The organism is Ensifer sp. R-19 (assembly GCF_049905105.1).
Taxonomy (GTDB): Bacteria; Pseudomonadota; Alphaproteobacteria; order Rhizobiales; family Rhizobiaceae; genus Ensifer.
This window is the reverse complement of the sequence record NZ_CP184570.1, coordinates 1,363,577-1,382,445: the sequence shown is the minus strand read 5'-3', so window position 1 is coordinate 1,382,445 and position 18,869 is coordinate 1,363,577. Positions and strand designations below refer to the sequence as shown.

Here is an 18,869-nt window from a genome sequence, read left to right as displayed (position 1 = left end):
GCGCCGCGCGCTGACGTCTCAGAACTTGACGGCGCGATCGGCCCTTGCGCCATGATCCCGGGCCGTCGATGTATCCGCCGGCGTTGCAGGCTACTCATGAAACTATTCCATTTTTGAGATGCCGTTTTGCCAACGATAAAGGTAGGGTGCCCCGCGACGAAACGTCTGTTTCGCGATCGGGTCGACGGGCAAGGAAATGACGGAAAAAATGGTAGATATCAAATGCTTGCGACTTCGGGACCTCGGCTTCCGGCCGGGCGTCTATGAACCCGGCCCGTTGAATGCCATTACCGATGTCGAGGGCGTCGCGGTCGGTCATGCCACCGTCGTCGAGGGGGATCGCATCCGCACCGGCGCGACCGCCATCCTGCCGCATGGCGGCAACCTGTTTCAGGGCAAGGTGCCCGCGGCGCTTGCGGTGCTCAACGGCTTCGGCAAGTTCGCAGGATCCACCCAGGTCGAGGAGCTCGGTGAGCTGGAAACACCCGTCGTTCTCACCAATACGCTGGCGACGGGACGGGCCATCGAGGCAATCAACCGCTGGACGCTGGCGCAACCGGGCAACGAGAAGGTCGTGTCGCTGAACGCGGTCGTCGGCGAGACCAACGATTCCCGCCTCAACGACATTCGTGCCGGCCGCCCGACGATCGACGAGATCGGCGCGGCCCTCGGCGCCGCGAAGACTAGTGCCGTGGAGGAGGGTGCTGTCGGCGCCGGCGCCGGCACGGTGGCCTTCGGCCTCAAGGGTGGCATCGGAACCAGTTCGCGCCGCGTCAACGCGGCCGGGGAAATCTTCACGCTCGGCGTGCTCGTTCAATCCAACTATGGCGGGCGGCTCACCGTCTGCGGTCGTGCCTATGATGCGCCGGCGGCACACGACCGGGATGGATCCATCGTCATCGTAATCGCCACCGACGCGCCGCTCTCCGCGCGCAATCTCAAGCGTCTCGCCGAGCGCGGCTTTGGCGGCCTTGCCCGCACTGGGGCAGCACTCAGCAACGGCTCCGGCGACTATGCGCTTGCCTTCTCGACGGCGCCATCCGTTCGTCGAACGAAGGCACGGCGGGCAGCGATTGCGGATTACCCGGACCTTCCGAACGACCTGATGTCGCCGCTCTTCGAGGCGGCCATCGAGGCAACCGAGGAGGCCATCCTCAATTCGCTGACCATGGCCCGAACGACGCACGGCTTCAACGCCGCGAACGGCAAGCCGAGCACGGTCGAAGCGATCTCGCTCGAAAGGCTTCGCGCCCTGAGCGAGCCGTGATCATTGCGCCTGGATCGCGAGCGGTGTGGCGATCCACGGCTGCACACCAAACCTAACTCTTACGGAGCCCCCATGCCCCAGCTGCCCATTCGTACAGTCTATCTCAACGGCGAGTTTCTGCCGGAGAACGAGGCGCGCCTCTCAATCTTCGATCGCGGCTTCCTCTTCGGCGATGGCATCTATGAGGTGACCGCTGTTCTTGACGGCAAGCTGATCGACAGCGCGCCGCATATGGCCCGGTTGGAACGCTCGGCGCGTGAAATCGATGTGCCGCTGCCGGTGTCGACCGAGGAGATCGTCGCGATTGAAAAGCGGCTGGTGCGAGACAACGATCTTGTCGAAGGCATCGTCTACCTCCAGCTCACCCGCGGCGCCGAAGACCGGAACTTCCTGTTCTCGGAGGATATCAAGCCGACGCTACTGCTCTTCACCCAGGAGAAGACACTGGTGGGCGTCGCTGCGACGGAGAAAGGCCTTTCGATCAAGACCGTGCCCGACCAGCGCTGGGCACGCCGCGACATCAAGAGCGTGTGCCTGCTGCCGCAGGTGATCGCCAAGCGCATCGCTAAGGCCGAAGGCTGCGACGAGGCCTGGATGATCGAAGACGGCTTTGTCACCGAAGGCGCTTCCTCCACCGCCTATATCATCACCGAGGACAACCGCATCGTCACCCGCGGCAACAGCCAGGCGACGCTGCCGGGCTGCACGCGGCTTGCCGCACTGGCGCTGGCGCGCGAACAGGGGCTGACGCTCGAGGAACGGCCGTTCACGCTCGACGAGGCGTTGAACGCCCGCGAAGCCTGCCTGACCAGCGCCTCGAATTTCGTCGCGCCGATCACCCGGATCGACGGCAAGCCTGTTGGCTCAGGTGCACCAGGCCCGATCGTCAAGCGTCTGCGCGAGCTCTATCTGGAGCACGCACGGCGGACGGCGATCTAGGTTGCGCCGTTTCTGGGTTGTCGCCTAGGCGACAGCCTCAAGGCTCTGCCAGACACGCCCGACGATCGGGCGGCGGTTCTCCCTGGCGCGATAGAGGCGGATCTCGACGCTGATGTCCCAGCGAGGCTCGGCTGCCCGGACCAGGGAGCCGCTCGCCAATTCGTCCGTCATCAGGCTCTCGGGAACCCAGGCGATGCCCCAGCCGGCTTCGGCCATGGCTTTCAATCCCACGGACATGCTGCCTTCGTGCACCCTTTGCGCCGGCGGCAAATTGGGGCTTATCAGCTCGTCGAGGAGTTGGCCGAAGAAGGACAACTTCTCGTAGCTCAGATGCGGAAAGGGCTTCGCCCCGCCTTCGAGTAGGTGCTTTGGCGCACCTGTCTTGCTGGCGGCCGAGACCGGAAGGATGCGTTCATGACCCAGCACGCGATGCTCGAAGGCCTGTGGGTCGAGCAGGTGCGGAACCTGGGTGTGTGCGTAGGTGAGCAGGAAGTCGCATTCGCCGTCCACGAGCGAGTTGAGGTTCTCCTCCATGCTGCCGGAGTCCGGACGAAGCCTGGAGAAGAGCGGGCCGATCTTGGCGTTGACGCGGCTCATCCACTCCGGAAAGAAGGTGAAGGAGAGCGTGTGCAGCGCCGTCAGCTTGATGGTGCGGGCGTCGGAGCCCTCTTCCTGCTGGAGATTGCGCCTCGCCTGATAAAGCTGTTTCAGCGTTTCCTGCGCCACCGGTACGAATTTCACGCCGGCTTCGGTGAGGCGCGAAGGATAGGTCGCCCGGTCGACGAGCGTTGCGCCCAGCCAGGCCTCCAATTGCCGGATGCGGCGGCTAAAAGCGGATTGGGTGACGTGACGCTCGTCCGCCGCCTTGGAGAAGTTCAGCGTGCTGGCGAGTGCCAGAAAGTCTTCAAGCCATTTGATTTCCACGACATGCACTCCGGAAGTCCAGTCCGCTCAGCCAGTCGCCGCGGGACAGGCTTCTTTGCGGCAGCGCCCACGTGTCATCAAGAAAAATCAGGCGCGGCGGCGATATTCGATCATGCGGGCGCGGCTCGAAACCAGTTCGAGGCGGTCGGGCGCAAGCATATGCAGGCAGATGCGCTTGACCCACGGGCCGTCGTTCAAGGTGAACAGGAAGCGGCCGTTGCCGAGTGCATTGAGCGTCATGGCCTGACGCACAGGGCCGATGCCCATCAAGACCGTGCCGTTCTCGATTGTGAATTCCGCGCCCTCGTCCGAGTGCCAGACACCGGAAAGCGACGCCGGAACCGGCTCATGCGCCGCCGCCGGAAGGAAGCGCCTTGCGGCATGGCCGACTTCGCCGACAAGGGCGGAACCATCCCGGCGAAGCCGCAGGGGTGATGAGGCAGAGCGCGACGAGACCCAGCCTTCGCCGTCGTCATAGAGCGTCTCGTCGGCATCGAGATAGGTGCAGGTGCTGCCCTTGATCTCGATCCACCAGGGGCCGGTCTCCGTCACGTAGAGACCGTCGCCGAGATCGGTCACGGGAGCCGGTAGTGTGAGCCCGGTGAGCCCCGCCATGCTTTCGAGCGCTATCTTGTAACCGTTGGTATCTTCGCGGTTGGAAACGACGACGAAGCCGGCGTGTGTTTCGGGATCGAGCAGGAAATAGGTCTTGTAGCCGGGGTGTGAGCCGCCGTGGCCGACGAATTCACGCGGGCCGAGCCAGGACTTGCGCAGGCCCAGGCCGTAACCCGTCGGTCGCCCGTCGGCAAGAAACCGGGTCGCCTGCAATTTCTGCAGAAGACCGGCGAAGCGACCTTCGTCGCCGAGCAGGGCCTGCAGCCAAGTGGCGAGCGCCCGAGCGCTGCCGGTCAGGCTACCCGACGCGGAAATGTGCAGGCCGGCGGCGGAAAGCTGCCAGCTTTCGCCGGAGTGCCAATAGCCGGGAACGAGGTCCTTCACCGGGTCGTTCCAGACGTCCGGCGCCTTCAGCGCGATACCGAGTGGCGTTGAGAGCTCGCGCTGGACGAAATCGTCGAAGCCGAATCCCCTGCGCTCCAACGCCGCTTCGACGAGGCGATAGCCGGTGTTCGAATAGGAGACCTCGGTGCCTGCCGCGAAGTTCAGCCGCTCAAGGCGCGAAATGTAATCGAGCAGCGCTCCGGCCTTGGTTTCCGTGTAGACGGAAAGGCCCAGTAGCGACAGGCATTCGCGTGTATCCGGCAGGCCGCCGCTCATGTCGAGCGCCTGTCCAACCGTCACTTCGGCAAGCGGCGAACGCAATTCCTGAAGGTGTTGGCCGAGCGGATCGTCGAGGCCTATCAGATCGCTGTGCGCGAGCACCATTGCCGAAAAGACGTGCTTGGTGAGGGATGCATAACGCACGACGCTGTCGACCGTGAACGGCGCAAACGTGGCGAGGCTCTCGACGCCGCCCGCATGCGAAAAGCAGATTCCGGATGCGTCGAAACCGATGACGCCGCCGCCCGGCTCGTCCGCCGCCCATTGTCTGGTCAGGCGTCTCGCGGTTGCTTCGGCGGCTTGCCAATCCAGCGATGCCGGCTTCGTCATGTCCATTCTCCGTCCTGTTCGCGGGGTGTTGCCGCGCGCGTTTTCTGACTAAGCACGACAGCAGCATGCGCTGCCAATTCCATTTCCGGCAGGGCCTATGCACGGTTTGCATTTGCCCGGCATGGCTGCATTGGGCTAGGGCGGCAGGGAAAAAGGGTGCGGTTCCCGCACCCAATGTCTATGGTCCGTCCGCGACTATCTATGAGTCGCGCACAGGACAACAGGTTGAGAAGGCGATCCAGAATTGGCGACCCAAGCGAAAATCCCGGTCTTTGACGGACATAACGACGTGCTGTCGCGGCTTTGGCGTTCGCCGGGCGGCGCGCCGGAACGCCGCTTTCTCGACGGCGCCGATACCGGACACATCGATCTCGACAAGGCGGAGACGGGCGGCCTTGCCGGCGGTCTCTGTGCCGTCTACGTGGCTTCGCCGGGCCTGGCCAAGGACGGCAGCGGCGACTTTGCGACGCCCGATCGGGAAACCGCTCTCGAAGCTACTCTCGGTATGGCGAGCCTGTTGATGCGGATCGAGCGCCAGTCCGAGGGGCGGCTGAAGATCTGCCGCAGTGCTGCCGATATCCGCGACGCCATGGCCAAGGGCGCCTTTGCCTCGGTGCTGCACATCGAGGGCATCGAGGCCGTCGGTGCCGATCTCGACGCGCTCTATGTGCTCCATGCCGCCGGCCTGCGCACGCTTGGTCCCGTCTGGAGCCGGCCGAACATCTTTGCCTATGGCGTCCCTTTCCGTTTTCCCTCTTCGCCCGATATCGGTCCGGGCCTCAGCGAGGCCGGCAAGGATCTGGTTCGCGCCAGCAACGAGCTGAAGATCATGCTCGATCTCTCGCACATGAACGAGCAGGGCTTCTGGGATATCGCCGCGCTGTCGCAGGCGCCCCTGGTGGCGTCGCATTCCAACGTTCATGCGCTCTGCCCGCACAGCCGCAACCTGACGGACCGTCAGCTCGACGCGATCAAGGATACCGGCGGGCTCGCGGGTATCAATTTCGGCGTCCTGTTCCTGCGCGCCGACGGCGTCAGGAACCCGGATACGCCGCTGACGCTGCTCGCCGATCACATCGACTACATCGTCGAGCGTATCGGCATCGAACACGTCGCGCTCGGCTCGGACTTCGACGGCACGACGATCCCGGCCGCCATGCGCAGCGCGGCCGATCTGCCGCTGCTCGTCGATCTCCTGCGCACACGCGGCTATGACGACGCCGCACTTGCGAAGATCTGCCACGGCAACTGGATCCGCGTGCTGGAGACGACCTGGGGCGCGTGATCTCCAGCCGGAGCCGCGTGTTTCAACCGGTTCGCGCCTTTCGCCGTTTCAACGCGGCAACGGAACGCTAGGTTCTTGATGTGATCGGCAGGGCTTCGAGCAGCACGCCGATCGCCGCATCGACGACGGCTGTGCGGCGATCCCTGGCGAAAAGCCCGTATTGGACGGCAAGCGGCTTCGGAACGCCTGACGAAGCGGGGAGCGCCCGCATCGTGCCCGCTCTCATGGCTTCTGGTGGAAGCAACCCGATGCCGAGCCCATTCTCGATTGCGGCTTGAAGCGCCGTGATGCTCTGGCTCGTAAAGGTGATCCGGTGTTCCCGGCCCTGGTCCGCCAGCGTCTCGATCATGCGCCGGCGCCAAAGACAGGGCGCTGCGAAGGCGACGAGGTCGACCGGCCGTGTCTCGTCGAACGCATAGTCCGTGGCGCAGACCCATTGCAGTTCGACGTTCCAGGCGGTGAGGGCGTCGGCCGTGACCACAGAGGTCGGCACGACCATGATGTCGAGTTCACCTTCGGGCCAGGTCCTTCCGAGCGCTACGCACTGCTCCACCACCACGTCGAGCCGGATCTCCGAATAGCCGCGCCGCAGCCGCCCGAGAGCCTCGGGCAGCGCCGTCGTCGCCACTTCCTCGGCAAGCCCGACCCGCACGCCACCGCTGAGATCGGCCTGTCGCAGCCGCGCGGCCGCTTCGTCGCCGAGCGCCAGCATGCGGGTCGCATATCCCAGGAACAGTTCGCCCTCGGGCGTCGGCACGACGCCGCGACCAGTGCGGTTGAAGAGTTGGCGGCCGAGCAGATCTTCGAGCCGGCGCATCTGCATGCTGAGCGCCGATTGGGTGCGGCCGGTCTGGGTAGCGACGCGGTTCAAGCTGCCTTGTCGACAGACCGCCACAAAGGCGCGCAGCAGGTCGATGCCGATCTGATCAGATATCATAATCTTTGAACTCTGTTGTCATCGATATCAGTCTACACGGGGAACTGCCGTGTGGCTATCTATCAGGTGTGAGAACAAAGGAGCGCTCGATCCGCATGCCCAAGACGAGCAAGCCGGCACCCACCATCGACTAGGCACTGCCACGGCCCTGCGGCCACGATTCCCAACCAGAGGAGCAAATCCATGAAAGCAATCCGCGTGCATCAGCACGGCGGGCCTGACGTGCTCGCCTATGAAAACGTCGAACTCGGCGAACCTGGCCCCGGCGAGGTCCGGGTGCGCAACCGGGCGATCGGCGTCAACTTCGTCGACGTCTACCTGCGCCGCGGCTCCTACCCGCCACCGCAACTGCCGTTCATCCCCGGAAAGGAAGGGGCGGGTGAGGTGATCTCGGTCGGGCCTGATGTCGAAGGCTTCAAGCCCGGCGATCGGGTCGCCTATGCCGAGGCGCTCGGCGCCTACGCGCAAGAGCACAATGTGCCGGCCCATTTCCTCGTGCATCTACCTGACGATATCGACTTCGAGACGGGTGCGGCGATGATGCTGAAGGGCCTGACGGCGCAATATCTCCTGCGCCGCACCTTCCGTGTCGAAGCTGGCCACACCGTCCTCGTCCATGCGGCTGCCGGCGGCGTCGGCCTTATCCTGACGCAATGGGCGAAGCACCTCGGCGCAACGGTCATCGGCACCGTAGGCTCACCTGAAAAGGCCAGGCTGGCGCGGGCCAATGGCGCAGACCACGTGATCGACTACAGCAGTTCGGGTTTCGCCGACCATGTCCGCGAGATCACCAAAGGCGAGGGCGTCGATGTCGTCTACGACGGCATCGGCAAGGCGACATTCGAAGGTTCGCTCGACAGCCTGCGCCCCTTCGGTCACTTCGTCAGTTTCGGTGCCGCCTCCGGCCCGATCCCGCCGTTCGACATCACGACGCTGGCGATAAAAGGATCGCTTTACGCCACGTGGCCGCTGCTGCCGGCGCACCTGGCACGCCGCGAGGACGTGCTTGCCATGAGCAAGGATCTCTTCGACGTCGTCGCGAGCGGCGCGGTCAAGATCCCCGTCCACGCGCGTCTGCCGCTTTCGGAGGCGGCCGAGGCGCATCGCCGGCTCGAGGGACGCCGGACGACGGGTGCCATGGTGCTGTTGCCTTAGCGTTGGGTGGCTCGACCTGTCGGGCCCCAGACGCTCCTAAAGGTCACGTCTTGCTGGTGGCAGTCAGCCGGTTGTCGGCCCGCGTCACCGCAAGGCTGTCGGCAGGGCTTCCCGACGGATCTCCGTCGCCGAACACATCCATGGTGCAGGTGTGCAGAATGGTGGTGGGCTCTTTCGTGTGGTTCCACATCGTGTGGGTGCGCAGCGAAGGGAAGTGGGCGGAATCGCCGGCTTCCAGCACCATGCGTTCGCCGTCCACCTCCAGCGTCAAAGCCCCCTGGAGAATGAAGAAGATCTCTTCACCCTCGTGCGACATCGGCTCGCTGCGGTGGCCCGGCGGTTCGTGGATGATGGTGCTTCTGAGTACATTGCCGGGGAAGGACGCGGAGAGGCGTTCGTAGGAGACCGCGTTGCCGCGTTCTCCGCCGAGCCCATAGATCGGCCGGTGTTCGCGGCGGGTGAACGGTGTCGCCACCTTCGGTGGGTTGAGGAAGCTTCCCGCCTCGACCTTCAGCGTCCGGCAGACGGCGATCAGCGAGGTCAGTGACGGGACGGTGATGCCACGCTCGATCTGCGAAATGAAACCAACGGAAAAGCCTGCCTCGTCGGCGACCTCCTGAAGGGTCATCTTCAGCGTCTTGCGCCGTTGGCGCAGGCGATCGCCGAGCGACGGCGCCTCTGCCTCGCCGGTAGATGCGCCGCTGGCATGTTCCGTCGTCACTGTCTGTTCCCCTTATAGTCTCTCCTCAAGCTAGGGCGCGGCCCAATTTCCTGTCAATCGCTTTTAGGTATCCTAAAAATCATCCGTGGCTTCAGAAAAGCTGGCTCGGGCAGAGAGACGATGAGGCAGTCGGCAAAGGCGTGTCAGTTGCTGCGCGGCGGCTCGACGGTCGCCGCCACGATTCGGCGCACCACCGGGAGGGCAACGAGCAGGCTCGGGAACGCGACGAGCCAGGAGAAGGCCCAAGCCCTTACCCACAGCGCGAGAAGGTCGGGCTGAAAGCCATTGCCGGCGGCCGTTGAGACGAAGGAGACGATGCCCGACATCAGGGCTGAGAGAACCAGCGGCATAACGATCGGCTGGTACCGGTGAGGAAGCTTCTTTGGCATAGGAATACTCCGGGATTTTGAAGAGAAGGAGAGTGGCTATCGGCCGGCAGGAACGGCGCCGGACGGACCTTGCCGCGAGGCCCGTGCCAACTCGCGGATGAAGCTTAGAAGGCTGCGGGGTTCGCGCTGAAGCGCCGCGCGGAGCGTCAGGCTGTTTCCACCGAGACCGACATCCGAGTAATGGGCATGCACCTTGGCCAGCAGTTCCAACTGGTGGTCGGTGTATGTGGCCGCGATCGGCTTTGCCCATTCGTGAAACCCGATGTCTCCGGCAATGATCGGCCGCCCGAGCGCCCCGGTCATCATCTGGGCGATTTCCTCGCGGTTATGCCGTCCGTCGGCGCAGAGCTCGAGCGTCGCATAGGCGAGGCGGTCTTCGGTCAATGCAATTGCCGCAACTTCGGCAACATCACGGTAATCGACACGGGCGATACGCGCCGTCGTCGGGAACGGCTCGGCGAAGGTGCCGGTTGCAAGCACACTTGGCCAGGCCGGGCGGAGGTTCTGCATGAAGTTCGCGGGATGCAGAATGGTGTAATCGAGCGGTGACGAATAGAGCGCGTCCTCCACCGGCATCTTGGCCGCATGGTTCTTCAGCCGGACATGGGTCGGCTGGATGACCGAGGAAAAGACGAACTTGCTGACGCCGGTACGCACGGCGGCATCGACCATCGACACGCCCATCGCCGCTTCATCCGGGGCAAAGGCAGGCCCGATATGGAAGACGCCGGCAGCGCCTTCGAGTGCCCGGTCGAGGCTGCCGCGCTCACGCAGATCGCCGATCGCGATTTCGGATGCGCCCAGCGATTTCGCCAGCGCGCCATGCGTCTCATCGCGGATCAGGGCGCGAACCTTGGCGCCGCGCCGCGCCAGTTCCGGAACGACGAGACCGGCAAAGCGACCGGTGGCGCCGACAACGAGGATCGTATTGGAGCGCTGGTTCATCTGGGTCTGCCTTTCGTGCCGCCGAGAAGTGATGACTTCAAGCTAATGAGGCACAAGGCGGCGGACAATCGACGTGAAATGTGATTTATTCTCCCGGAAAACGGGATTATCGCATGAGCCGCATCGAAGATCTGGAAGCCTTTATGGCGATCGTCGAACAGGGTAGCCTGACGGCGGCTGCGAAACGGCTGGGGCGCCCGCTCCAGACCGTCAGCCGGTCGCTCGCCATGCTTGAGGACGACGTCGGTGTTGAACTGGTGCATCGCACGACCCGCCGCTCGATGCCGAGCGAGGCGGGCGAGAGCTTCTATCAGCGCATCAAGCCGGCGGTGGAGGAGATCCACGAGGCGCGCGAGGAGGCGGCGCAGCGCCGGTCCGAGCCGTCAGGCGTGCTGCGCCTCGGGGCGCCCAATCTGTTTGCGCCGCGGTTCCTGATGCCAATCATCGCCGAATACATGGCGAAGTATCCTGCGGTCGAGGTGGACCTCGACCTTTCCGATGCGTTCGTCGACCTCGCCGGGAGCGGGCTCGACCTCGTGGTGCGGATCGGGGATCTCGCGGATTCGGGACTGACAAGCAAACGCCTGGGTGCGCTTCGCCGGGTCGTCTTCGGTTCGCCCTCCTATTTCGCGCGCTTCGGTCGGCCTTCACATCCGCTGGAACTGGCCGAGCATCGTTGTGTCACGCGCACGGGCGACGAGCGACCTGGCGCCTGGATGTTCACCATCGACGGTCGGGCTCGTGCGGTCAAAGTCACCGGCGCGTTTCGCACGAATTCGATGAACACGATCTACTCGGCGGTGGAGGTAGGTCTCGGCCTTGGCTACTCTCCGCTCTGGCAGATCAAGCACCTGATCGACGCGGGCAAGGTCGAAATCGTCCTTGAAGACTTTGAGCCCGCTCCGGTGCCGATCCACGCGCTTTGGCTCGAGGGGCGGAGCCCTTCGGCAAAAATCCGTTACTTTCTCGATCTGCTCGGCGAGCGGCTGAAGCTCGACCGCCTTTAGAGCGGGCGAGGCCGTTTCTCTGCCGGCACCGCCCTTAACGTGTGAAGCTGCCTATTTCGCGAACTTCTTGGCGCCGGCGACGCAGACCACGATGGCGCCGGTGGTTGCAAGCATGGCCCAGCTCACCGGCTCTCCCAGAAGCGTCGCTGCAAGTGCCAGGCCGAAGAAGGGCTGCAGAAGCTGCAGTTGGCCGACGCCGGCAACGCCGCCGAGCGCGAGGCCGCGATACCAGAAGACGAAGCCGACGAGCATGCTGAACACCGAGACATAAGCGAGGCCCGTCCAGGCGCCATGCGTGACCGTCGCGAAGGAGGAAGGCAGCGTGAAGAGCGTGAGCGCGAGCATGATCGGCAGCGACAGGACCAGCGCCCAGCAGATGACCTGCCAGCCGCCAAGCTTGCGCGAGAGGCTGGCGCCCTCGGCGTAGCCGAGGCCGCAGAGGATGATGGCGCCGAGCATCAGGAGGTCGCCGATGGGCGACGCGGCGAAGCCCTGGACCAGCGCGAAGCCCACCACTGCGGCGCTGCCCAGGGAGGAAAAAAGCCAGAAAGCCGGGCGTGGCCGCTCGCCGGCGCGCAACACGCCGAAGATCGCAGTCGCCAACGGCAGCAGGCCGACGAAGACGATCAGATGCGCCGAGGTCACGTGCTGCAAGGCCAGGGCGGTCAAAAGCGGGAAACCGAGCACGACGCCGAAGGCGACAATCGCCAGCGAAACGAGATCGGCCCGCGCAGGGCGCGGCTGACGGAAGATGAGAAGCAGCGCGAGCGCGAGCAGGCCGGCGATCGCCGCGCGCGCCACCGTCAGAAACACCGGATCGAAATCCATCACTGCGACACGGGTCGCAGGTAATGATCCGCTGAAGATCAGCACCCCGAGAAAACCGCTCATCCAACCGTCTGCCGTCTTGTCCATCGCATTCTCCTTTTTCGTCTGTATCGGCCGCAGAGGGTGGTCTTTCCAGAGACAATACGGTACAGTTTCGTCAAACTGTAATGGATGTTTGGGCAGTACGGATGACGATGCAGGAGCTTGGGATTGGCAGCGAAACGCTGCTTGAAGGCGTTATGGCGACGATCCGGCAGCGGATCTCGGGGCGCGTTCTCACACCTGGCGCGAAGCTTCCGTCCATCCGCGCCTTCGCCAAGACCATGCGCGTTTCCAAATCGACCGTCGTCGAGGCCTATGAGCGGCTGGTGGCGGAAGGCGTCATTCGCTCGAAACCGGGCGCGGGTTTCTTTGTCTCGGCGCCGCTGGCGCCCTTGTCGCTGGCCGAGATTGGGCCGCGGCTCGACCGGGCCGTCGATCCGCTCTGGGTATCGCGCCAGGCGCTGGAAACGGGCGACAACGTGCTGAAACCGGGCTGCGGCTGGTTGCCGCCGAGCTGGATGCCGGAGACGGCAATCCGCCGCGCGCTCAAGTCCGCAGCCAGGCTGGAGGCGAGCGGGCTGACGGACTATGGAACGCCGCTTGGCCATCGGCCGCTGCGCCAGCTTCTGGCACGACGTCTCGGCGAACATGGGGTCGAGGCGTCACCCGATCAGATCATCCTGACGGAATCGGGAACGCAGGCGATCGACCTTCTCTGTCGCTTCCTGCTCGAGCCCGGCGATACGGTCGTGGTCGACGATCCCTGCTATTTCAATTTCCATGCCTTGCTGCGCGCCCACCGGGCTGAGGTGGTGAGCGTGCCCTATACGCCCTCGGGGCCCGATCTGGAAAAATTCGCCGAGGTGCTGGCGGCGCATCGGCCGCGGCTCTACATCACCAATTCCGCTCTCCATAACCCGACAGGCGCGACACTCTCTCCTGTCGTCGCCCATCGGCTGCTCAAGCTTGCCGAGCAGGCGGGGCTGACGATCATCGAGGATGATATCTTCGCGGATTTCGAGCATACGCCGGCGCCACGGCTCGCCGCCTTCGACGGGCTCGATCGTGTCGTACAGATCGGCAGCTTTTCCAAGACCCTCTCCGCCTCGATGCGCTGCGGCTTCATCGCCGCGCCGCGCGACTGGATCGAAGGGCTCATCGACCTGAAGATCGCCACCACCTTCGGCGGGCCGAGCCTTGCGGCGGAGCTGGTTTTTTCGATGCTCAAGGATGGCAGTTATCGCAAGCACATGGAGGCGCTGCGCCAGCGTCTGGCGCGCGGCATGAGCGAGACGGCGGCGCGGCTCGGTGCCATCGGCATCAAGCCATGGATCGAGCCGCAGGCCGGGATGTTCCTCTGGTGCCGTTTGCCCGATGGTGTCGATGCGGCCGACGTGGCACAGAAGGCGCTACAGCGGGAGATCGTGCTGGCGCCCGGCAACGTCTTTTCCCATGCCGGCACGGCCAACGGCTTCATGCGCTTCAACGTCTCCCAATGCGAGGATGAGCGGCTTTTCGAAATTCTGCCCCTGATCATGCGCCAATGCGGTGTCGGGCGCGCAGGCTGAGCAGACCGGAGTGCTGAAGGCGATTGCTCGTTTTAGAGGCAATCGCCGGCGATTGCTGGGGAAGGGCCGTTGATCTCAGCCTTGCCACTTTGCTTTGCCGCGGAGTTGGGCAGGTTTTGCCTATTTTTTGCGCAACTCGCTTTTTCCTTGCGCTGTTGCTTCTGCTCGCCGGGCCTCCTGCCTGCGACCAAAGGCAAATTTCTCTGGATTTTCGGCGTTGAACCCGAGTTGGCACGATTAATGCTTCTCAACGGGCATCGGTCGTCGGGCAGCCGATCTGGATTGCCCAGCCGCTTCGGAACCCAGCCATTCCTGGCGTCATGTGAGAGAACGAAATGACAAAGTTTAAGCTCGAATACATCTGGCTCGACGGTTACAAGCCCACCCCGAACCTGCGCGGCAAGACCTTGATCAAGGAATTCGATGCTTTTCCGACGCTTGAGCAGCTGCCGTTCTGGGGCTTCGACGGGTCCTCGACGATGCAGGCCGAAGGCAGCAGCTCTGACTGCGTTCTGAAGCCGGTTGCCGTTTATCCGGATCCGGAGCGCAAGAACGGCGTTCTGGTTCTCTGCGAAGTCATGATGCCCGATGGCACGACCCCGCATCCGTCCAACACCCGCGCCTCCATCCTCGACGACGAAGGCGCCTGGTTCGGCTTCGAGCAGGAGTATTTCTTCTATCAGAACGGCCGCCCGCTCGGTTTCCCGGAAGCCGGCTTCCCCGCGCCGCAAGGCCCCTATTACTGCGGCGTCGGTTTCAGCAATGTCGGCGATGTTGCCCGCAAGGTCGTCGAAGAGCACCTCGACATCTGCCTGGCTGCCGGCATCAACCATGAAGGCATCAACGCAGAAGTCGCCAAGGGCCAGTGGGAATTCCAGGTGTTCGGCAAGGGCTCGCGCAAGGCCGCCGACGAAATCTGGCTCGCCCGCTACCTGCTGCAGCGCCTGACGGAAAAATACGGCATCGACGTCGAATACCACTGCAAGCCGCTCGGCGACACCGACTGGAACGGCTCGGGCATGCACGCCAACTTCTCGACCGAATACATGCGCACAGTCGGCGGCAAGGACTATTTCGAAAACCTGATGGCTGCCTTTGCCGAAGCCCGCGCCGACCACATCGCCGTCTACGGTCCTGATAACCACATGCGCCTGACCGGCAAGCATGAAACCGCTTCGATCCACCAGTTCAGCTACGGCGTTGCTGACCGTGGCGCTTCGATCCGCGTTCCGCATAGCTTCGTCAACAACGGTTACCGCGGTTACCTCGAAGATCGCCGCCCGAACTCCAAGGGCGACCCCTACCAGATCGCTTCGCAGATCCTGAAGACGATCTCGACAGTGCCGACCGACGTCGCAAAGCGCGAAGCCGCCTGATTTTCCCTTGCCCGGCGCATACGAGGGCGCCGGGCAAACTCGACTATGTCGCGCCTCTCGCGACGACAAACAAAAACGCCCTGCGGATTGCGGGGCGTTTTTTGTTTTGGAGCGATGCGCGCGTGGTTCCGAGCTTTAGACCGCGCGCACGAAATGATCGGGTTCCACTTCGCGAATCGACTCTTGCGTCGCTGCCGAGCGGCGGCGTGTCTCGTCTGCCTCGGAGGCGCTGACTTGCGCGTTCGGATCGTCGAAGCGGATGTCGGGGTCGGGAACGGCCGAGAGCAACAGCTTGGTATAGGGATGGGCCGGATTGTCGATGACCTTGCCGGTATTTCCCCATTCGACGATCTGGCCGGCATACATCACCGCGATATCCTCGGCCACATAGCGGGCGGTCGCGATGTCGTGGGTGATGTAGAGCAGGCCGAGGTTCATCTCGCGCTTCATTTCGCTGAGCAGATTGAGCACGCCGAGGCGCACGGAAACGTCGAGCATCGAGGTCGGCTCGTCGGCGACGATGACCTCGGGCTTTGCCGCGAGTGCGCGGGCGATGTTGACGCGCTGGCGCTGACCGCCCGAGAGTTCGTGCGGGTACTTCGGCGCGACGATATCGGGATCGAGCTTCACTTGCCGCAGGAGCGCCTTGATCTCCTCCGCGATTGCGGCGCCCTTGATGTCGGGGCGATGCTGCATCAGCGGCCGCTTCAGATGATAGGCGATCGTGTGGGCCGGGTTGAGCGAGGCGAACGGATCCTGGAAGATCATCTGCACCGATCGGCGATAGTCGGCGTTCTCCTTGCTTTCCGCTGAAACGATGGGCTTGCCCTTGAAGAGCAGCCGCCCTTCGCTCGGTTCGTATTCGCGCATGGCGATGCGGGCGCAGGTGGTCTTACCGCTGCCGGATTCGCCGACGACGGCGAGCGCCCGTCCCGTATGGAGCGAAAAAGAAATCGACCGCGCGGCACGCACGGCGCCCGGTCCGTTGCCAAAGGTCTTGCTGACCTTGTCCAAGGTCAAAATGGGTGCGGATGTGCCGGTCATCGAAGAACGCCTCCATGCAGCGAGGGAAAGGAGGCCCAGAGCTTCTTCGTGTAGTCGTGTTCGGGCGTCCGGTAGATGGTGTCGGCGGTGCCCTGTTCGACCAGCTTGCCGGCAAGCATGATGCCGATGCGGTCGCAGAACTGCACCATCAGCCCGAGGTCGTGGGTGATGAAGAGCACGGCGAAGCCGAGCTTGCGCCGGAGCTCGTTGATGCGCTGCAGGATTTCGCGCTGAACGACGACGTCAAGCGCCGTCGTCGGTTCGTCCATGACGATGAGGCGCGGATCGAGCGCCAGGCAGATGGCAATCACGATGCGCTGGCGCATGCCGCCGGAAAACTGGTGCGGATAGTCGCGCATCCGGTCCGGCGAAATATCGACGAGCCGCAGCATTTCTGCAGTGCGGTCACGCGCAGCGGCCCGGCTTATGCCCTTATGTGTCTTCAAGACGTCGTAGAACTGCTGCTCGATGCGCAACACCGGGTTCAGCGAGTTCATCGCGCTCTGGAACACCATCGCCACCTCGCGCCAGCGGAAATCGGCAAGGCCCTTATGGTCGAGATCGAGCACGTTGCGGCCGTCGAGCAGGATGGCGCTCTCCTTGCGGATCAGCGCCGGCGGCCTGTGCAGCCGGCTAATGGCAAAGGCGATCGTGCTCTTGCCGCAGCCGGATTCTCCGGCAAGGCCGAAGACTTCCCCGGGCGCAACGTCGAAGCTGACGTCGTCGACGGCGCGGAAGTCGTTGGTCTCGCCGATATAGTCGATGGTCAGGTTTTTGACCGAAAGCAATGGCGCTGTCACAGGCGGCCCTCCCCGGAACGGATAAGGGCCGACCAGCGGCCGAGGCGGTTGCCGGTGCGCAGCCGCGGATTGGCGATCTCATCGACCGCGAAGTTGAGCAGCGACAGGCCAATGCCGAGGAAGGCGAGCGCGAAGCAGGGCGTCAGGATGTCCCACCAGGCGCCGACCGAAAGGGCAGAGGCCTTCTGGGCGCCATAGAGCATGGTGCCCCAGGAAACGACCTTGGGATCGCCAAGGCCGAGGAACTCGAGCGTTGCCTGGGTGATGATCGCAAAGATCACGCTGCCGATGAAGTTGATGCCGACAATCGAAATCAAGTTGGGGAAGATCTCGAAGGTCATGATGCGCCAGCGCGGCTCACCCATCATCTCGGCGGATTTCACATAGTCCTTCTGCTTGACCGAGAGCGTTTCGGCGCGGGTGACGCGTGCGCCCCAGGCCCAAGAGGTGCCGCCGAGAATAAGCGCGATGACCCACGGGCTCGCCTGGCCGATGAAGGCGGCGAGCACGAGCAGCAGCGGCAGGTTTGGGACGACGAGCACCATGTTGGTGAAGAAGCTGATGACTTCGTCGACCTTGCCGCCGCGGTAGCCGGCGATGATGCCGAGCGCGGTGCCGACGGCGGTGATCAAAAGGCCGGCGCCGAAACCGACCGCAAGCGAGGTACGAGCGCCATAGATCAGGCGTGCGAAGACGTCCTGGCCGATGCGGGTGGTTCCGAGCCAATGGTCGAGCGACGGCGCCTGGTGCGGCCGGCCGACGCGGGCGCTCGGGTCGTAGGTAGTCAGCAGCGGGGCGGCGATCGCCACGAGCAGAATGAAGGCGACGATCAGCGCGCCGACCATGGCCTTGCGATTGTGGATCAGCGGGAAGGAGGAGGTCTTCATGTCAAGCCCTCTTCAGTCGCGGGTCGAGCAGCACATAGCTGATGTCGACGACGAAGTTGGCGACGAGCATCGTGGCGGTCATGATCAGAAGCTGTCCCTGGATGACGGGGTAATCGCGGGCGAGGATAGCCTGGTAGAGAATGTTGCCGAGACCGGGGTAGTTGAACACGACCTCGGTCACCAGCGAGCCGCCAAGCACCGTGCCGATGGCAATAGCAAGGCTCGAAACGGTCGGCAGCAGCGCGTTGCGCGCGGCATACCAGAGCATCACGCGGGTGTCGGAAAGCCCCTTCGCGCGGGCCATGACGATATAGTCCTCGCCGAGCAGGTTGATCATGTTGTTGCGCATGGTCACGGCGAAGCCGCCTGTCAGAACGGCGCAGAGCGTCAGCATCGGCAGCAAGCCGTGATAGATGACGCTACCGAAATAGGTGAGCGAGAAAGCCGGATCGAGCGCCGGATCGGCGGCATAACCGGTCGGAAACCAGCCGAGGGTGAAGCCGAAGGTGAAGACGACGATCAGCGAGGTGACGACGGCCGGCACCGAGGTCGCGAAGATCGCGCCGACGGAAACGATGACGTCGAAGAGGCTGCCGCGTCGCCAGGCGGCAAGAATGCCGAGGAAGGTGCCGAGCGCGAAGCTTACCAGCGTCGCCGTGCCCATCAGCCCCACGGTCCAGACGAGCGCATTGCCGAGAACCGTCGTCACCGGCAGCGGGAAATACTTGATCGAGCGACCGAGATCGCCGCTGAAGATGCTGCCGAGATAGGTGAGGTACTGCTGCCAGAGCGGGCCGTCGACGAAGCCGAAGGTCAGTTTCAGGGCCTGCAGGCTTTCGGGCGGCAACTCGGCGCCGGCGCTCGAAAACATGATCTGCACCGGATCGCCGGGCATCAGCCGCGGCAGGAAGAAGTTGATCGTCGCCGCGGCGACGAAGGCCGCCAGGTAGAAGCACAGGCGGCGTAGCAGAAAGGCCATCGGGAACTCCATCGACTGCGGCCGCCGCATGTGGGCGTCAGGCGGCAGGGCTGTCTTTTTGTCGGACCGTCCGAACGAGCAAAAGCCAGGACGGTCGCGTGGCGGACGAAGGGCGTCCGCCACTGTTTCCGGATCAAGACAAGGCGCCCTCCCGGAGCATCGTCCGTG

The 18,869-nt window shown here is 63.9% G+C and carries 18 protein-coding genes; 7 read left to right on the top strand and 11 right to left on the bottom strand.

Features of this window, described 5'->3' with window-relative positions; translation table 11 throughout:
• Nucleotides 1-208: 208 nt before the first annotated feature.
• A complete protein-coding gene (locus tag ACN9MO_RS25645) occupies nucleotides 209-1,267 on the top strand; it encodes a P1 family peptidase (protein WP_112994091.1) in 1,059 nt (352 codons plus the stop codon).
• A 72-nt stretch (nucleotides 1,268-1,339) separates the two neighbouring features.
• The gene (locus tag ACN9MO_RS25640; protein ID WP_112994092.1) at nucleotides 1,340-2,206 is read left to right on the top strand and encodes a D-amino-acid transaminase; all 867 of its coding nucleotides are present in this window, start codon (nucleotides 1,340-1,342) and stop codon (nucleotides 2,204-2,206) included.
• Nucleotides 2,207-2,230: 24 nt separating this feature from the next.
• On the opposite strand, the gene ACN9MO_RS25635 is transcribed toward ACN9MO_RS25640, so the two are convergent.
• Both ACN9MO_RS25635 and ACN9MO_RS25630 read right to left on the bottom strand, forming a co-directional pair.
• Nucleotides 2,231-3,130 carry a LysR family transcriptional regulator gene (locus ACN9MO_RS25635; RefSeq protein ID WP_112994093.1) on the bottom strand — a complete coding sequence of 300 codons (900 nt, stop codon included), beginning with the start codon at nucleotides 3,128-3,130 and terminating at the stop codon, nucleotides 2,231-2,233.
• 87 nt (nucleotides 3,131-3,217) lie between these two features.
• Complete coding sequence (locus ACN9MO_RS25630) at nucleotides 3,218-4,738, bottom strand: serine hydrolase domain-containing protein (RefSeq protein ID WP_112994094.1); 1,521 nt, start codon at nucleotides 4,736-4,738, stop codon at nucleotides 3,218-3,220.
• Nucleotides 4,739-4,982: 244 nt separating this feature from the next.
• Between ACN9MO_RS25630 and ACN9MO_RS25625 the strand changes: the two genes are divergently transcribed.
• Entirely contained in the window at nucleotides 4,983-6,023 is a 1,041-nt protein-coding gene (locus ACN9MO_RS25625; protein ID WP_113480190.1) for a dipeptidase, read from the top strand.
• 67 nt (nucleotides 6,024-6,090) lie between these two features.
• Here the strand turns inward: ACN9MO_RS25625 and ACN9MO_RS25620 are convergent, their stop codons facing one another.
• Nucleotides 6,091-6,960 carry a LysR family transcriptional regulator gene (locus ACN9MO_RS25620; RefSeq protein ID WP_112994096.1) on the bottom strand — a complete coding sequence of 290 codons (870 nt, stop codon included), beginning with the start codon at nucleotides 6,958-6,960 and terminating at the stop codon, nucleotides 6,091-6,093.
• Nucleotides 6,961-7,143: 183 nt separating this feature from the next.
• Here ACN9MO_RS25620 and ACN9MO_RS25615 point away from each other — a divergent pair, with 183 nt between their 5' ends.
• Entirely contained in the window at nucleotides 7,144-8,115 is a 972-nt protein-coding gene (locus ACN9MO_RS25615) for a quinone oxidoreductase family protein (protein WP_112994097.1), read from the top strand.
• A gap of 43 nt (nucleotides 8,116-8,158) precedes the next feature.
• Here ACN9MO_RS25615 and ACN9MO_RS25610 read toward each other — a convergent pair whose 3' ends face one another.
• The 3 genes from ACN9MO_RS25610 to ACN9MO_RS25600 form a co-directional block, all read right to left on the bottom strand.
• The gene (locus ACN9MO_RS25610) at nucleotides 8,159-8,836 is read right to left on the bottom strand and encodes a helix-turn-helix domain-containing protein (RefSeq protein ID WP_210334667.1); all 678 of its coding nucleotides are present in this window, start codon (nucleotides 8,834-8,836) and stop codon (nucleotides 8,159-8,161) included.
• A gap of 143 nt (nucleotides 8,837-8,979) precedes the next feature.
• On the bottom strand, nucleotides 8,980-9,225 hold the full coding sequence (locus ACN9MO_RS25605; protein WP_112994098.1) for a DUF2798 domain-containing protein: 246 nt from the start codon (nucleotides 9,223-9,225) through the stop codon (nucleotides 8,980-8,982).
• Between the two features lie 36 nt (nucleotides 9,226-9,261).
• The gene (locus ACN9MO_RS25600; protein WP_113132976.1) at nucleotides 9,262-10,170 is read right to left on the bottom strand and encodes an NmrA family NAD(P)-binding protein; all 909 of its coding nucleotides are present in this window, start codon (nucleotides 10,168-10,170) and stop codon (nucleotides 9,262-9,264) included.
• 113 nt (nucleotides 10,171-10,283) lie between these two features.
• On the opposite strand from ACN9MO_RS25600, the gene ACN9MO_RS25595 reads away from it, so the two are divergent.
• Nucleotides 10,284-11,177 (top strand): LysR family transcriptional regulator, encoded by an 894-nt coding sequence (locus ACN9MO_RS25595; protein WP_057255485.1) that lies wholly within the window; start codon nucleotides 10,284-10,286, stop codon nucleotides 11,175-11,177.
• A 51-nt stretch (nucleotides 11,178-11,228) separates the two neighbouring features.
• On the opposite strand, the gene ACN9MO_RS25590 is transcribed toward ACN9MO_RS25595, so the two are convergent.
• Nucleotides 11,229-12,092 (bottom strand): DMT family transporter, encoded by an 864-nt coding sequence (locus ACN9MO_RS25590; protein ID WP_112994099.1) that lies wholly within the window; start codon nucleotides 12,090-12,092, stop codon nucleotides 11,229-11,231.
• An 80-nt stretch (nucleotides 12,093-12,172) separates the two neighbouring features.
• Here ACN9MO_RS25590 and ACN9MO_RS25585 point away from each other — a divergent pair, with 80 nt between their 5' ends.
• Both ACN9MO_RS25585 and ACN9MO_RS25580 read left to right on the top strand, forming a co-directional pair.
• Nucleotides 12,173-13,615 carry a PLP-dependent aminotransferase family protein gene (locus ACN9MO_RS25585; RefSeq protein WP_112994100.1) on the top strand — a complete coding sequence of 481 codons (1,443 nt, stop codon included), beginning with the start codon at nucleotides 12,173-12,175 and terminating at the stop codon, nucleotides 13,613-13,615.
• A gap of 335 nt (nucleotides 13,616-13,950) precedes the next feature.
• A complete protein-coding gene (locus ACN9MO_RS25580) occupies nucleotides 13,951-14,991 on the top strand; it encodes a glutamine synthetase beta-grasp domain-containing protein (protein ID WP_112994101.1) in 1,041 nt (346 codons plus the stop codon).
• A 135-nt stretch (nucleotides 14,992-15,126) separates the two neighbouring features.
• On the opposite strand, the gene ACN9MO_RS25575 is transcribed toward ACN9MO_RS25580, so the two are convergent.
• The 4 genes from ACN9MO_RS25575 to ACN9MO_RS25560 are packed head-to-tail and all read right to left on the bottom strand — an operon-like array spanning nucleotide 15,127 to nucleotide 18,701.
• Nucleotides 15,127-16,035 (bottom strand): ABC transporter ATP-binding protein, encoded by a 909-nt coding sequence (locus ACN9MO_RS25575; RefSeq protein ID WP_425987143.1) that lies wholly within the window; start codon nucleotides 16,033-16,035, stop codon nucleotides 15,127-15,129.
• A complete protein-coding gene (locus ACN9MO_RS25570; RefSeq protein WP_057255490.1) occupies nucleotides 16,032-16,835 on the bottom strand; it encodes an ABC transporter ATP-binding protein in 804 nt (267 codons plus the stop codon). Before ACN9MO_RS25570 ends, ACN9MO_RS25575 begins: the two co-directional genes overlap by 4 nt.
• Nucleotides 16,832-17,722 (bottom strand): ABC transporter permease, encoded by an 891-nt coding sequence (locus ACN9MO_RS25565; protein ID WP_057255491.1) that lies wholly within the window; start codon nucleotides 17,720-17,722, stop codon nucleotides 16,832-16,834. Before ACN9MO_RS25565 ends, ACN9MO_RS25570 begins: the two co-directional genes overlap by 4 nt.
• A 1-nt stretch (nucleotide 17,723) precedes the next feature.
• A complete protein-coding gene (locus tag ACN9MO_RS25560) occupies nucleotides 17,724-18,701 on the bottom strand; it encodes an ABC transporter permease (protein WP_057255563.1) in 978 nt (325 codons plus the stop codon).
• Nucleotides 18,702-18,869: the final 168 nt, after the last annotated feature.

Coding starts and splice junctions, on each gene's coding strand:
- ACN9MO_RS25645 (WP_112994091.1), top strand. CDS start 209: ATGGTAGATATCAAATGCTTGCGACTTCGGGACCTCGGCTTCCGGCCG.
- ACN9MO_RS25640 (WP_112994092.1), top strand. CDS start 1,340: ATGCCCCAGCTGCCCATTCGTACAGTCTATCTCAACGGCGAGTTTCTG.
- ACN9MO_RS25630 (WP_112994094.1), bottom strand. CDS start 4,738: ATGACGAAGCCGGCATCGCTGGATTGGCAAGCCGCCGAAGCAACCGCG.
- ACN9MO_RS25620 (WP_112994096.1), bottom strand. CDS start 6,960: ATGATATCTGATCAGATCGGCATCGACCTGCTGCGCGCCTTTGTGGCG.
- ACN9MO_RS25615 (WP_112994097.1), top strand. CDS start 7,144: ATGAAAGCAATCCGCGTGCATCAGCACGGCGGGCCTGACGTGCTCGCC.
- ACN9MO_RS25605 (WP_112994098.1), bottom strand. CDS start 9,225: ATGCCAAAGAAGCTTCCTCACCGGTACCAGCCGATCGTTATGCCGCTG.
- ACN9MO_RS25600 (WP_113132976.1), bottom strand. CDS start 10,170: ATGAACCAGCGCTCCAATACGATCCTCGTTGTCGGCGCCACCGGTCGC.
- ACN9MO_RS25595 (WP_057255485.1), top strand. CDS start 10,284: ATGAGCCGCATCGAAGATCTGGAAGCCTTTATGGCGATCGTCGAACAG.
- ACN9MO_RS25590 (WP_112994099.1), bottom strand. CDS start 12,092: ATGGACAAGACGGCAGACGGTTGGATGAGCGGTTTTCTCGGGGTGCTG.
- ACN9MO_RS25585 (WP_112994100.1), top strand. CDS start 12,173: ATGGATGTTTGGGCAGTACGGATGACGATGCAGGAGCTTGGGATTGGC.
- ACN9MO_RS25580 (WP_112994101.1), top strand. CDS start 13,951: ATGACAAAGTTTAAGCTCGAATACATCTGGCTCGACGGTTACAAGCCC.
- ACN9MO_RS25575 (WP_425987143.1), bottom strand. CDS start 16,035: ATGACCGGCACATCCGCACCCATTTTGACCTTGGACAAGGTCAGCAAG.
- ACN9MO_RS25565 (WP_057255491.1), bottom strand. CDS start 17,722: ATGAAGACCTCCTCCTTCCCGCTGATCCACAATCGCAAGGCCATGGTC.
- ACN9MO_RS25560 (WP_057255563.1), bottom strand. CDS start 18,701: ATGGCCTTTCTGCTACGCCGCCTGTGCTTCTACCTGGCGGCCTTCGTC.